Source organism: Amycolatopsis sp. NPDC104775 (assembly GCF_055583325.1).
This window is the reverse complement of the sequence record NZ_JBVJOE010000002.1, coordinates 842,003-857,019: the sequence shown is the minus strand read 5'-3', so window position 1 is coordinate 857,019 and position 15,017 is coordinate 842,003. Positions and strand designations below refer to the sequence as shown.

The window sequence follows — 15,017 nt, the reverse complement described above, 5'->3', positions numbered from 1 at the left end:
GTGGTCAGGCGCCGAGCTCGTCGTCGATGAGGGCGAACAGTTCGTCGGTGGTGGCCGCTTCGAGCGCTTCGGAGCCGGATTGGCCGCCCGACAGCGTCTGGTGCAGCGCGGCGACGACCGCCTGCAGCCGGGGCAGGATGCGGGACCGGTCGATCTCCGCGGCGTCGAGCGCGGCGGCCGCCGCTTCGAGCCGGTCGAGCCCGGCCTCGAGCGGGACCTCCGTCTCGCCCGCGCACAGCTGGCTCCACAGGTGCTCGGCCAGCGCCTGCGGGTTGACGTGGTCGAACGCGACCGTGGCGGGCAGCTTCAAGCCGGTGCCGGCGCCGAGCCGGTTGCGCAGGTCGACCGCGGTCACCGAATCGAAGCCGAGTTCCTTGAACGCCCGCGCGGGTTCCACCGCGCCGCCGTCGTCGTATCCGGCGACCGCGGCGACCTCGCCGCGCACCAGGTCGAGCACGGTCCGACGCTGTTCGGCCGGGCTCAGCGAGGCCAGCCGGGTCGCGAGGTCGCCGCCACCCGCCGGTTCGGCGTCGGCCTGGTCGGCCGCGGCCTCGGGGATGCCGCGCAGCAGCGGGCGGGGCCGGGCGAGCTGGTAGACCGGCGCGAACGCGGCCCAGTCGATGTCCGCCACGACCAGCTGGGACTCGTCGTGGTCGAGTGCCTGGCCGAGCGCTTCGACGGCCAGCCGCGGGTCCATCTCGGCCAAGCCCATGCGGCGCAACAGATCGCTCGCGTCCGCGTCGACCATGCCGCCACCGCCCCAGGAACCCCAGGCCACCGCGGTCGCGGTACGCCCGGCCGCGCGACGGCGCCGGGCGAGCGCGTCGAGGTAGGCGTTGCCAGCGGCGTAGGCGGGCTGGCCGGAGGTGCCCCAGACCGCGGCACCGGAGGACATCAGGACGAAGGCGTCGAGTTCGGTGTCGCCGAGCAGCCGGTCGAGCAGCGCGGCACCGGTGACCTTCGCCCGGATCGCCGCGGTGAACTCCTCCGGCGTGACGTCGGCCAGCGCGGGCTCGCGGGTCAGCACCCCGGCGGCGTGCACCACCGCGGTGGGCGGGTGCTCGGCGAGAACCTTGGCCAGCGCCGTCTCGTCGGCAACGTCGCAGGCCACGACGGTGACGCGGGTTCCGGACAGCTCTTCCACCAGCTCGCGCGCGCCCTCGGCTTCGAGGCCGCGACGGCTGGTCAGCACCAGGTGTTCCGCGCCTCGGCCGGCGAGCCAGCGGGCGACGTGTCCGCCGACCGCACCGGTGCCTCCGGTGATGAGCACGGTGCCGCGCGGCTGCCACGGCTCGGCCACGTCCCCACTCAGCGGCGCGTGCACCATCCGCTTGGCGAACACTCCGGAGGGCCGGATCGCGACCTGATCCTCGTCGTTGATGCCGGACACGACGGCCGCGAGTTTCGCCGCGTCAGTTGCTTCGGTGACGTCCACCAGACCGCCCCAGCTGCCAGGCTGGTCCAAGGCGACCACGGTGCCGAGACCCCACACCGACGCGGCCTCGGGGTCGGCGTCGGAGAAGGCGTCGACCGCCACTGCGCCTCGGGTGACGACCCATGCCGGCGCGTCGATCTCGTTGTCCCGCAAGGCTTGCAGCAGGGCAATCGTGCTCAGAGTCGGGTTCTCGTCGAAGGCGAGCAGCGACAGAATGCCGTCGAACGGGCGGACTGCGGTTGCTTCGCCGAGCAGTTCGGCCAATGCCTTGCGGTCGTAGTCGGCGGCGACCAGGCGGACGACGTCGCCCTGTTCGGCCAGTGCGTCCGCAAGGTCGGCTGCTTCGGAAACCGCGGCGGGGACGACGACCAGCCAGCTGCCGGTCAGTCCGCTGGTCACGCCGGACAGCGGCGACCAGGACACGCGGTACCGCCAGGAGTCCACCGTGGACAGTTCGGTGCGGCGGCCGTGCCAGGCGGCCAGTGCCGGGACGACCTCGGCGAGCGGGGCGGTCCCGACCCCGAGCCGCGCGGCGAGCGCGTCGACGTCGCCGCCGGTCACGTCCTGCCAGAACTCCTGGTCGGCGGCGGGGACAGCCTCCTGCGCGGGCATGGCTTCCTCTTCCAGCCAGAAACGCTTGTGCTGGAACGGGTAGGTCGGCAGGTCGATGATCCGACCACCGGGAACCAGGGAAAGCCAGTCGACCGAACCGCCGCGGACCGAGTACTCCGCCATCGAGGTCGCGAACCGGGTCAGGTCGCCCTCGTCGCGGCGCAGGGTGCCGACGACCGATCCCGGGTGCCCGGTTTCGTCCAGCGTCTCCTGGATGCTCATCGCCAGCACCGGATGCGGGCTGATCTCGATGAACCGGGTGTAACCGGCTTCGGCGAGCTGCGCGACGACCGGGGCGAAGCGGACCGTGCGCCGCAGGTTCGCGAACCAATACGCGGCGTCCACAGTGGACTCTTCGACCGCGTCCAGAGTGACCGTGGAGGTCATTGCCACGTCCCCGCGGCGAGGTTCGATCGGGCCGAGGTCGGCGAGCAGCCGGTCCGAGAGATGCTCGACGTGCGCGGAGTGCGACGCGTAGTCCACCGGGACCAGTTTCGCGCGGAAGCCCTCGGCCACCAGCTGGTCGCGCAGCTCTTCCAAGGCTTCGGTGTCGCCGGACAGCACGGCGGACGTCGCGCCATTGTCTGCCGCGACCGAGATCCGGCCGTCCCACGCGCCAAGCCGCTCTTCCAGCTCGGTCGCCGGAAGACCTGCGGCGAGCATGCCACCACCGCGTCCGCCGAGCACGTCACCGATCGCTTTGCTCCTCAGAGCGACCACTAGCGCACCGTCCTCAAGCGACAGTGCACCTGAGACAGTCGCCGCGGCGATCTCGCCCTGGGAATGGCCGATCACCATGTCCGGCTCGACGCCGTGCGCACGCCACAGCGCAGCCAGCGAAACCATGACCGCCCACAGCATCGGTTGCACCACATCGACCCGGTCGGCGGGCGGAGTACCCGGCTCGCCGCGAAGGACTTCGATGACCGACCAGTCAGTGAACTTCCGCAGCGCGGTGTCGCATTCGGACATCCGGGCAGCGAAAGCGGGCGACTGCTCGATGAGGTCGAGTGCCATGCCAGTCCACTGTGAACCCTGGCCGGGAAAGACGAAGACGGTCCGGCCGCGCACATCCGCAGTCCCAGTGATGACATCCGGACGGGAAACGCCAGAAGCCAACGCGCGCAACGCTTCCCCGGCCTGCTCGCGGTCCTGCGCCACGACCACCGCGCGGTGGTCCAGCGGTGCGCGACCGGCGACGAGAGTGTGCACGACGTCGGCGAGGTCACTGTCCACTTGCGCCAGTTGCGCGGCGGATTCAGCCAGCGCGGCAGGCGTCTTCGCCGACAGCGCGAGCGGGTACACCGGAGCCGAAGCGGCCTCGGCGACCTCCGCGGCCGGGGCTTGCTCCAGGATCACGTGCGCGTTCGTCCCGCTCACACCGAACGACGACACCGCCGCCCGCCGCGGCCGGTTGACCTCGGGCCACGCCCGCGGTTCGGTCAACAGCTCGACCGCACCGGACGTCCAGTCGACATGCTTCGACGGCGTCCCGACGTGCAGTGTCTTCGGCAGCCGCGAGTGCTGCAACGCCTGCACCATCTTGATCACGCCCGCGACCCCGGCGGCGGCCTGCGGGTGTCCCATGTTCGATTTGATCGATCCGAGCAGCAACGGTGCGCCACTGCTGCGCTGACCGTACGTTTCCAGCAGAGATTGGGCTTCGATCGGGTCGCCCAGCGCGGTTCCGGTGCCGTGCGCCTCGACAGCGTCCACATCGGACAGCGACAGCCCAGCGTCAGCGAGCGCGGCCTCGATCACGCGGACCTGCGACGGGCCGTTTGGGGCGGAGAAACCGTTGCTGGCCCCGTCCTGGTTGACCGCCGAACCGCGCAGCAAGGCGAGCACGCGATGGCCGTTGCGCTGTGCGTCGGAAAGCCGCTCCAGGACCAGCACACCGACGCCTTCGGCCCACGAGGTGCCGTCCGCGTCATCGGAGAACGACTTGCTCCGGCCGTCCGCCGCGAGTCCGCGACGGCTGCAGAAGTCCACGAACATCTCCGGCGTGCCCATCACCGCGACGCCGCTCGCCAACGCGAGCGTGCAGTCGCCGCGACGCAGCCCTTGCGCGGCCATGTGCAGCGCGACCAGCGAAGACGAACACGCGGTGTCCACCGACACCGACGGTCCTTCGAGGCCGAGAGTGTAGGAAACCTGGCCGGACACCAGGCTGCCGTCCGGGCTGCCGCCGCTGTAGTCGTGGTACATCACTCCGGCGTAGACGCCGGTCGAGCTGCCCTTGAGCCCGTGCGGATCGAGCCCGGCGCGCTCGAACGCCTCCCACGACGCTTCGAGCAGGATCCGCTGCTGCGGGTCGGCGCGGCGGGCGTCGCGCGGGCTGATGCCGAAGAACTCGGCGTCGAAATCCGCTGCGTTGTACAGGAAACCGCCGTGCCGGGTGTAGGTCTTGCCGGGCCGCTCGGGCGTCGGGTCGTAGACGCCCTCGATGTCCCAGCCGCGGTCGGCCGGGAACTCCCCGATCGCGTCGCGGCCCTCGTCGACGAGGTCCCACAGGTCGTCCGGCGTGCGGACGCCCCCGGGGTAGCGGCAGCTCATGCCGATGATCGCGATCGGCTCGGTGTCGCGGGCCTCCAGCTCGTGCAGCCGGCGGCGGGCCTGTTTCAGATCGGCCGTCGCACGCTTGAGGTAGTCGCGGAGCTTGTCCTCGTTGCTCATGGTCTGCCCGTTCATGAGATGCCCAATTCGTCGTCCAGGACGGCAAACAGCTCGTCGTCGGTGGCCTCGTCCAGATCGGCTTCGGCGGCGGCCCCGGCGTGCGCGTCGGTCCACTTGCGCACCAGCGCGTCCAGCCGGGCGGTGACCTTCGCGGTCGACCCGTTCAGCGTTCCGGCCGCGCCGCCGAGAAGGGTTTCCAGCCGGTCGATCTCGTTCAGCAGCGGTTCGGCCGGACCGCGGCCCGCGCCGAGCAGTTCGTGCAGCCGCCTCGCCAGCGCGGCCGGGGTCGGATGGTCGAACACGATGGTCGCGGTCAGCTTGAGCCCGGTCCGCGCGCCGAGCTGGTTGCGCAGTTCGACGGAGGTGAGCGAGTCGAAGCCCATCTCCTGGAACGCGCGCTCCGGCTCGACCGCCGCGGCGTTCGCGAAGCCGAGAATCGCCGCGACCTGCTCCGACACCAGGCCGAGCAGGTATTCCTCGCGTTCGGCCTCGGGCACCGTCGCCAGCCGGGGCGCGGCGGCCGGAGCCTTCTTGGCCGGACGGCGCACCATCTTGCGGAGGACGGGCGGCAGGTCGTCGGTCCGGGCGCGCAGCGCGGCCTGGTCCAGACGGACCGGGGCGAGCACGGGTTCGGCCGACGCGAGGCACGCGTCCAAGAGCGCGAGTGCTTCGGCGGTCGCCATCGGCGGTGTGCCGAGCCGACGGAGCCGGCGGAAGTCCGCTTCGGACAGTTCGCCCGCCATGCCGCCGTCCTCGGACCACGCGCCCCAGCACAGCGAAGTCGCGGGAAGTCCTTGCGCCCGGCGGTGTTCGGCGAGTTCGTCGAGGAAGGCGTTGGCCGCGGCGTATCCGGCTTGCCCGGCCGCGAGGACCGTGCTCGCGGCCGACGAGAACAGGACGAACGCGTCGAGGTCACTCGTTAGCTCGTGCAGGTTCCAGGCTCCATCGACCTTCGGCGCGAAGACGCGGGCGGTCTCTTCCTCGGTGAGCGTTTCGACGCGCCCGGCCGAGGGCACGCCCGCCGCGTGGATGACCGCGGAGAGCGGGCCAACCGTGGCGAGCAGGTTCCGCACGGACTCCGCGTCGGTGACGTCGCAGCTTTCGACTGCGACCGTCGCGCCGAGAGACGTCAGCTCGGCGCGCAGCTCGGCAGCACCGGGTGCGGCCGCGCCGCGACGGCTGGTCAGGACTAAGTCCCGCACGCCGTGGTTGGTCACCAGGTGCCGGGCCACGACCGCGCCGAGCCCGCCGGTACCGCCGGTGACCAGCACCTTGGCCCAGGTGGGTTCGCCCGGTTCCGCGACAACGGCGGCGAACCTCGGGGCGAAGACCTGGCCGTCGCGGACCGCGGTCTCCGGCTCGCCAGTGGCCAGTGCTGCCTCGGGATCGCCGTCGACCAGCGCGAACCGGCCGGGGTGCTCCGCCGCAGCCGCGCGGACCAGACCCCAAGCCGGGGCCAATGCCGGGTCGACGTCCTCGCCGTTCACGGACACCGCGCCGCGGGTGACCACCGCGAGGCGACCGTCTCCGTCGAGGGTTTCCTGGATCGCGGCGAGCACCTGAGCGGCGACCGCACGCGCGGCTTCCGGCACGCGACGCTCCGGCGTGGAGACTTCGAGGATGCGGTAGTCGTGCTGCTCTCCGATGTCGGAGACCGGCTCCCAACTGGTGCGGTACAGCGTGTCTTGTGCCGGGGCCAGTTTGAGCGCCCGCGCAGCGAGTGCCTCGACGGTGAGCACCGGGCCGCCGGTGGCGTCGGCGATCTGCAGGGTGATCGCGTCGGTGCCCGCCGGGGCTACCCGGACTCGCAGCGACGACGCACCCGAGGCGTGCACGGTAGTGCCGCTGAACGAGAACGGCAGCATCGGTTCGGCGCCGCCTTCGGGAGCCGGGCCGAGAAGCTGTGCGTGCATGGCGGCGTCCAGCAGAGCGGGGTGGATGCCGTAGTCGCGGGCTTCGGCACCGTCGGGAAGCGTGACTTCCGCGTAGATGACGTCGCCGTCCTGCCACATCGCGTGCAAGCCCTGGAAGGCCGGGCCGTAGTCGTAGCCCAAGGCGGCTAGGGTCGCGTACGGGTCGTCCAGCTCGACCTGGATAGCTCTGGCGGGCGGCCACTCGGTGAGCTCGAAGGACGGCGGTTCCGCTGTCGGGGCAACGAAACCGCTCGCGTGCCGGGTCCAGGCCTCGGCGCTGTCCTGTCGCGAGTGGACGGTGACCGCGCGGCGGCCGTTCTCGTCCGGAGCCTCGACGGAGACCTGGATCGCCGCGCTTTCGGTGAGGGTGAGCGGTGCTTCGAGGGTGAGTTCCTCGACGTGCGCGCACCCGGCCTCGGCGGCGGCGCGGTGCACCAGCTCGACAAACGCCGTGCCGGGCACGAGAACCGTACCGAGGACGACGTGGTCGGCGACCCAGCCGACGCTGGTGGTCGACAAGCGGCCGGTGAGCACCACGGCGTCGGTTTCCGGCAGATGGACGACGGAACTCAGCATCGGGTGCTCGGCGGGCCGCTGGCCGTGCTCGGCCGCATCACCGCTGGCCGTGTCGGCGGGAAGCCAGTAACGGGTGCGGCGGAAGGCGTAAGTCGGCAGTTCGACGCGGCGCGCGCCCGGATAGAACGCGGCCCAGTCGACCGGAACGCCGCGAGCGTGCAGGGTCGCGAAGGCGGTGACGGCCGTGACCGCTTCGTCCCGGTCCTTGCGCAGGGCTGGGACGAACGCGAGCGTGTCGTCGTCGAATCCGTTCTGGGCAGCGGCGGTGAGCACCGCGGACGGTCCAATCTCGACAAACGTCCGGACACCCTCGTCCACCAACGTCTGGACTCCGGCGTGGAACCGGACCGCGGCGCGAACCTGACGCACCCAGTAGTCCGGAGTGGACAGATCCTCGCCGACTCCGACCGTCGAGACGATCGGGATCCGCGGCTTCGCGTAAGTGAGTTTCTCCGCCACTACGGCGAATTCGGCGAGCATCGGCTCCATCAGCGGCGAGTGGAAGGCGTGCGACACCTTGAGCTTCGAAGACTTCCGACCCGCGAACTCCGCCACCACAGCAGCAACGGCCTCTTCGGCACCGGAAAGCACCACCGAGTCCGGACCGTTGATCGCAGCGATACTGACCTCAGCGGTCAAATGCGGTGTGACCTCGTCTTCGGTCGCCTGCAAAGCCACCATCGCACCACCGGACGGGAGCGCCTGCATCAGGCTCGCCCGGGCGCCGACCAACGCGGCCGCGTCCGGGAGCGAGAGAACCCCGGCGACGTGCGCGGCGGCCAGTTCGCCGATCGAATGGCCGAGCAGGAAGTCCGGTTTGATCCCCCACGACTCCAGCAGCCGGAACAACGCCACCTCGACCGCGAACAACGCGGGCTGGGTGAAGCCAGTGCGCTCCAGCTCGGCGGCATCGTCGAGAACAGTCTTAAGTGGACGGTCCAGGTGCGGGTCGAGTTCGGCGCACACAGCGTCGAAAGCCTCCGCGAACACCGGGTACTTCGCGGCCAGCTCGGTGCCCATCCCGGCGCGCTGCGCGCCCTGGCCGGTGAAGAGGAACGCCAGCCGGCCGTTGGTGCGGCGGCCTCGTACTTCGCGCAGCTCTTCTCGGGTGGCACCGACGAGCACCGCGCGATGGTCGAGAGCGGACCTGGTGGTGGCCAAAGAGTAACCGATATCGGTCGGCGAGCCTTCGACGTTCGAGAGCTGGTTCAGCTGAGCATCGAGCGTGTCCGCAGTGTCCGCGGAGACTGGCCAGGCGAGCACCGGCACCTCGGCCGGGGCAGCGGTTTCCTCGACCGGCTCGGCCTGCTCGACGATCACGTGCGCGTTAGTGCCGCTGATCCCGAACGACGACACCGCGGCGCGACGGGCGCGTCCGGTCTCCGGCCACGGGCGTGCCTCGGTCAGCAGCTCGACGTCGCCAGCCGACCAGTCCACATGCGGCGAGGGTGCGTCGACGTGCAGCGTCTTCGGCAGTACGCCGTGCCGGATCGCCTCCACGACCTTGATCACGCCGCCGACCCCGGCCGCGGCCTGGGTGTGGCCGATGTTCGACTTGAGCGACCCCAGCCACAGCGGCTCGGAACGGTCCTGGCCGTAAGTCGCGAGCAGCGCTTGCGCCTCGATCGGGTCGCCGAGCTTCGTGCCGGTGCCATGGCCTTCGACGAGATCGACGTCCGCTGTGGACAGTCCGGCCGATTCGAGCGCTTGGCGGATCACGCGCTGCTGCGCGGGTCCATTGGGGACAGTCAGACCGCTCGACGCGCCATCGGAGTTCACCGCGGAGCCGCGGATCACGGCGAGCACCGGGTGCCCGTTGCGGCGGGCTTCGGAAAGCCGTTCGACCACGAGGACACCCGCGCCCTCGCCCCAGCCGGTGCCGTCGGCCGCGGCGGCGAACGCCTTGCACCGGCCGTCGTCGGAAAGCCCGCGCTGCTCGGAGAAGTACACGAAAGTTTCCGGGGTCGCCATCACCGTGACGCCGCCAACCAGCGCCAGCGAACAGTCGCCGCGACGGAGTGCCTGCGCGGCCCAGTGGAGCGCGACGAGCGACGACGAGCACGCGGTGTCCACGCTCACCGCCGGCCCTTCGAGACCGAGCGCGTAAGCGACCCGGCCCGAGACGACGCTGCCAGCGGCCGCGTGTCCGGCGTAATCGTGGTACATGACGCCGGTGAACACCCCGGTTTCGCTGCCGCGCAACGTCTCCGGCACGATCCCGGCGCGTTCCAGCGCGGTCCACGAGGTTTCCAGCAGGATCCGCTGCTGCGCGTCCATGGCGAGCGCCTCGCGCGGCGAGATGCCGAAGAACTCCGGGTCGAATTCCGCCGCGTCGTAAAGGAAACCGGCCTCGCGCGTGTTCGTGGTGCCGGGCCGTTCCCCGGTGGGGTCGTACAGCGTGTCCAGCGGCCAGCCGCGGTCCTCCGGGAAGCCGCCGATCGCGTCGGTTCCGGTGGCGACGAGGTTCCACAAATCCTCGGGCGACCGGACGCCGCCCGGGTACCGGCAGGCCATGCCGACGATCGCGATCGGCTCACCGTCGCGCTCGCGCGTTTCCTGCAGTGCCCGCTTCGCCTCGCGAAGATCGGTCGTCGCGCGTTTGAGGTAGGCGAGCAGTTTGCGCTCGTTCTCGCCGCCGGACTGGAAGTCGCTACTCACGCCAATCGCCCCGCCTAACCGCGAAAAAGGGTGGAAAGTGCCACGTCGGGAACGCTACCGACGGCGCTGGCGTGCCCCCACCCCTAGCGGCCCCACATTCAGCTGGCCAGCGCGGCGGCGACCACGCGAGGGGCCGGCGACGCGGCCACCTCCGCACACAACGCGTCCGCTCCGGCGCGCAGCGTTTCGTCCAGCAGGCGGGAAATCCCTTCCGCCGCACCGGAAAGCCCAGCACCCGCCACGGCAACGCGAGTGCCGAACGCGGACTCGGCCAAGGCCAGCTGCGGAAGTCCATACGCCACCGCGGCAAGCGCTAATGCCTCGTCACCGTCATGCACCACCGCCGCGCATGTTGGCAGCACAGCGGCCGGTGGCGCGGTGTCGACGAGTTTCACCTTCTGCGGCAAGGCAAGTCCGGCGGGCACCTCCGCCGCGCATACCAGCTCGATGTCCACATCGGACACTGAGCGGAAGACCGGCTCGTACCAAGCCGGGTCGTTCAGCGACAGGAGAAGGCGAGGACGGCGTGCCTTGCGCCGCAGCCAATTCGGCACCTCCACCGGACCGAAGTACGGCACGTGCCGCAGCGGCTGCCCCGGAGAGTCACGCAGCGAAGGCGGAACGACGTCGAGCGTGTGGTCCGCAGTGTCGTCCGGTTCGTCATGCGGTCCGAGCACCCGTACCGCCTTCGCGTCGACCGCTCGGGCCGCGGCGATTCCGGCGGGCGCGTTCGACACCACCACGGAGGGCCTCCACAGTCGCGCGAACTCGATCAGCGCGGTGGATTCGGTCAGCTCCGCGTCGCCGTCCTCCAGCTCGGCCGCGACGCAGCCGGTGCGGAGGATGTCCTCGACGAACGCGGGCCGTCCGGCGATTTTCACGTCGTGCCCGGCGGTCCGCAGCGCCCAGGCCAGCGGCACCAGGGTGTGCAGACGGGCCGTTTCCGACGGCGCGGCCAGGAGTACACGCATGGGGATCACTCCAGATACGACGAAAACCGGGCCGGCCCGGTGCGGACAGTCCTGACGAGACTATCCACCCCGGGCCGGCCCGGCGTACCCCTAGAAACCGTTACTGGCCGGGCATTTTCACCGCTTCGATGGCGTTGCGGCGCATCGCCAGCCGGGCCGAGAGCGCGGTCGCCGGCCACACGATCAGGAAGATCGCGAGCACCACGGCGAGGAACACCCAGATCGGGCCGGACGGGATGATCTCGCCGGTGGTCAGCGCCATCGGCAGCACGGTGAACAGCGAGATCACGATGCCGAGCACGAGGCCGGTCACCGCCACGATCCCGCCTTCCACGAACAGCATCCGCCGCACCTGCCCGCGATCCGCGCCGGCGAGCCGCTGCGCGCCGAACTCGCGACGGCGGGCCAGCACGGCCACCGAAAGCGTGTTCACCGCGGCGATCGCGGCATACGCGATGGCGAGCACGGCCAGCAGGTAGTTGATCAGCGCCTCGACGTCCGCGCTGGCCTGGAAACTCTCGGTGAGCGCACTGTCGTCGCCGACCGTGACCCCCGGCCACTCCTTCGCCCGGTCGGACAGCGCCGACACGATCGCGCTGGCGTCGCCGCCCCGCACGAGCACCTGCGACGCGAGGCCACTGGTAGTGTGCGCGGCCAGCAGGTCCGCGGGCAGCACCATGCTCGCGTAACTGGACGGGCTGTCCAGCAGCGCGACCACGGTCACCGGGACCTGCGCCCCGTCGCCGAGCCGCATTTTGATCTTGGCCCCGACCTTGATGTCCAGACTGTCGGCGACCGACGCGGGCAATGCCACGGAATTCCCGCTCAGCGCGGTGAGCGAGCCTTCGGTGACCTCGGTGGCGAGCACCGTGCCGCCCTGGTCCTGCGCGGCGACGCCCAGCAGCCGCAACGGGTCGCTTCCGTTGCCATCATAGGGTTCCTCGATCCAGCCGGAGCTGGTGAGCAGCGGCGACGAGGTCGAAACCCCTGGCGTGCTGCGGATCTGCGCGAGCTGGTCCGGCGAGAACCCGCCGGCGGTCGACGTGACCACCGCGTCCGCCGTCAACTGCCCGGCGTACGCGGCGATCTGCGCTTTCTGCGCGGTCGTCTCGGAATACACGTTGCCGAGCGCGACCGCGCTGGCGAGCGTGATCGGCGTGAGCACCGCGGCGAACGCGACGGCCCGCGCCCGGGTGTTGATGACCGCGAGCGTGGCGTCGCGGCCGGCGACCCGGCGCACGAACGGACCGAACCGGTCCACCACCCAGGCGATGATCTCCGGACCGAGCAACGCGACCGCGATCGCGCCGGTCAGCACTGCCGGACCGCCGATCGCCGCCGCGGTGTCGGCGGGCATGAAAATGGTGGTCGCGGCGAGCAGTACGGTGGCCGCCCCGCAGATCAGCGCGCCCGTGCGGCGCAACGCGTTCACCTTCACCCCCGGGATCGCCGCTTCGGCCAGCGCCTGGATGGGCCGGGCCCGGGCGGCGGCCAGCGCGGCGAACCACGCGGCCCCGAAGGTGATGGCGAGCGTGGCGACGATCCCGGCCGCGAACGCGATGATGTCCTGGGTGAAGGCGAGTTCGTCCGGCACGATGCCGAGCGAGCCGCTGGTGGCGAAGATCCAGTTCCCGAGCAGGCTGCCCAGGAACGCCCCGCACACCGCGGCGATCCCGCCGACCGCCATCGTCTCCATGACGACCATGCGGTGCACCTGTTTCGGCGTCGCCCCGGTCGCCCGCAGCAGCGCGAGTTCCTGCTGCCGCTGCCGGACGGTGAGGCTGATCGTCGCGGAGACCACGAGCGCCATCACGACCAGCACCATGCCGCCGAACACCGCGGCGAGCAGGATCAGCGGCAGCTGGCTTCCGCTCACGCCAAGGAATTCGGCCGAACCGCGATCGTCGCCGGTCAGCACGGTAAGCGAGGGGACCTGCGCGGAGATCTTTCCGGCCAGATCTGCCGCATCAACTCCGTCGGCGGGAAAAACGCCGACGAGCCCTACTGTGCCGGGATGCGGGTTGAACCGCTGCGCGTCCGCCACCGAGAAGAAGAACGCGGGCGCGCGCACGGTCTGCGAAGGCTCTGCGACGCCGGAAACCTGGAACGACTGCCGCTGCCCGTTCACCGCCAGGTCGACGGCCGAACCCGCGTGCACTCCGGCAGCGGAAGCGGTGGTCGCGTCGAGCACGACCTGTCCCGGCGTGTTCGGAGCCGCGCCCTCGGTGAGCTTGTAACCGCCAAGGGAAGCCGAATCCCAGCCGTGTCCAGAAAGGACAGACGCGCCCGACTCGGCGGGCGCACCGTCGTGCAGCAGCACCGTCGCGAACGAAACGTCCGGTACCGCCTGCCCGACGCCCTGCACCGCGGAGATCTTCGCGACCTGGTCCTCCGGCAGCGTGGCACGCTCGGCGTACGGGACGACCTGGGATTCCTCGTCCGGCAGCTTGAAGCCAGCCGATCCGCCGATCACGAGCGGAGCCGCGGAAAGCCGTTGCGGAGCCGCCTTGAGCACGATCGCCGTTTCGAACAGCCCGGCGCACGCGATCAGCAGGCCGCAGCCGATGAGGATGGCGACGAACGACGCGAGCGACGCCGCCGCGCGGTACCGGAGGCTCGACAGCGCGAGCGCGAGCACGACTCGCCGCGAGCTCACCGCTGCCTCCGCGCTTGCTCGCCCAGGTGCGCCAGGGTGCTCGCCACCGCGTCGACGCTGGGCGTGGCCATCTGCGTGACGATCCGGCCGTCGACCAGGAACAGGACGTTGTCCGCGTGGGAGGCCGCGACCGGGTCGTGGGTGACCATCACGATGGTCTGGCCCGCGCTGACCAGCTCGCGCATCAGGCCGAGCACCTCGAGCGCGGTGGTGGTGTCGAGCGCGCCGGTGGGCTCGTCGGCGAACACCACGGCCGGACGGGCGGCGAGCGCGCGGGCGATCGCGACGCGCTGCTGCTGTCCGCCGGACAGCTCGCCGGGCCGGTGCTTCACGCGCTGGGACAGCCCGACGCGCGCGATCACCTGGTCCACCCACGCCTTGTCCGGCGCGCGGCCGGCCAGCAGCGTCGGCAGCGTGACGTTCTGCTCCACGTTCAGCGCCGGCATCAGGTTGAACGACTGGAAAATGAACGCGACGTGCTCGCGGCGCAGTTCGGTGAGCTGCGTTTCGTTCTTGCCCTTGAGGTCGGTCCCGACGAGCGTGACCCGGCCCGAGGTCGGCGTGTCCAGCCCGGCCGCGCAGTGCAGCAGCGTGCTCTTGCCGGAACCGGACGGGCCCATCACCGCGGTGAAGGTGCCTGCCGGGAAGGCAACGGACACGCCGGCGAGCGCTTCGACCGCGCTCTCGCCGCGACCGTAGGTTTTGTGCACCGCGTCCAGCTGGACGGGCGTTGCCACGGAAGTGGTGGTGGGCACGTCGTTCACTCCGATCCGTTCCCGGAACCGCGGCGGTCGAGCGACCACCACACCGCGAGCACGATGGCCCCGCCGCCCAGCGTCCACAGCCAGAAGGGCGATTTGAACGACATGCTGATGAGGCTCATCAGGAGCCAGATCACGAACTGGACGCCGGTGATGGCCGCCCACGCGATCGTGACGACGCGGCGAGCGAGTCCACTCCCGGAGCGGGTCTTGTCGGTGCTCTCCGACATGAGGCCCCCCAATACGGCTTCGACGGAGTCGGGATTAATTGTGTAAGGCTTGAACAGTTTAGCGGACCCCGGGTGATCGGGGAACCCCGGACCCTCGCACCGGGTCCGCTCAGGACGTTCCGCCCGCCGAAGCACGGGCCCGCCGGTCGAAATCCCGGACGCTCCACACGCCCGCGACCAGTACTCCGCCGCCGAGCAGCACCCAGAGCAGCCACAGCGGGTCCCACTGCCCGCCGATGACGCCGATGCCGAACCAGATCAGCGCGTTGACCGCCACGACCAGCACCCACAGCCTGAACGCGAGCTGCGGCGCGGCCTCCAGCAGCGGAGGCGGCGAAGCCGAAGTACGCCCCTCGACGGCGGCCCGCAACGCGGCGTGCGACCCGGCCAGCCGGATCCGGGCCAGCCTGCGCGCGGCTTCCTGCCCGTCGCAGATCCCTTCGGAACGAGCGTGCTCGACCTCGGTAGCCGCCAGCTTCCGATCCAGCTCGGTCACCTTCCCGAACCCGAACCGGTTGGTCTCGCTCAC

6 protein-coding genes and 1 pseudogene are annotated in these 15,017 nt (G+C 70.9%); all 7 read right to left on the bottom strand.

All coding sequences use genetic code 11. The features are described from left to right. Positions 1-4 precede the first annotated feature (4 nt). Complete coding sequence (locus tag ACZ63D_RS12730) at positions 5-4,738, bottom strand: type I polyketide synthase (protein ID WP_465354423.1); 4,734 nt, start codon at positions 4,736-4,738, stop codon at positions 5-7. Continuing rightward, a pseudogene (locus tag ACZ63D_RS12725) lies at positions 4,735-9,747 on the bottom strand (type I polyketide synthase); the annotation flags it as partial. The pseudogene ACZ63D_RS12725 and the gene ACZ63D_RS12730, both read right to left, overlap by 4 nt. A gap of 221 nt (positions 9,748-9,968) precedes the next feature. Next, positions 9,969-10,841, bottom strand: a complete 873-nt coding sequence (locus ACZ63D_RS12720; protein WP_465354422.1) for a nucleotide disphospho-sugar-binding domain-containing protein — start codon at positions 10,839-10,841, stop codon at positions 9,969-9,971. Between the two features lie 100 nt (positions 10,842-10,941). Further along, the gene (locus ACZ63D_RS12715) at positions 10,942-13,497 is read right to left on the bottom strand and encodes an FtsX-like permease family protein (protein WP_465354421.1); all 2,556 of its coding nucleotides are present in this window, start codon (positions 13,495-13,497) and stop codon (positions 10,942-10,944) included. Further along, positions 13,494-14,234: an ABC transporter ATP-binding protein gene (locus ACZ63D_RS12710; protein WP_465354420.1), complete on the bottom strand. Its 741-nt coding sequence runs from the start codon at positions 14,232-14,234 to the stop codon at positions 13,494-13,496. The genes ACZ63D_RS12715 and ACZ63D_RS12710 overlap by 4 nt, the downstream gene beginning before the upstream one ends. 23 nt (positions 14,235-14,257) lie before the next feature. Continuing rightward, positions 14,258-14,488: a hypothetical protein gene (locus ACZ63D_RS12705; RefSeq protein WP_465354419.1), complete on the bottom strand. Its 231-nt coding sequence runs from the start codon at positions 14,486-14,488 to the stop codon at positions 14,258-14,260. Between the two features lie 109 nt (positions 14,489-14,597). Next, complete coding sequence (locus ACZ63D_RS12700) at positions 14,598-15,017, bottom strand: hypothetical protein (protein ID WP_465354418.1); 420 nt, start codon at positions 15,015-15,017, stop codon at positions 14,598-14,600.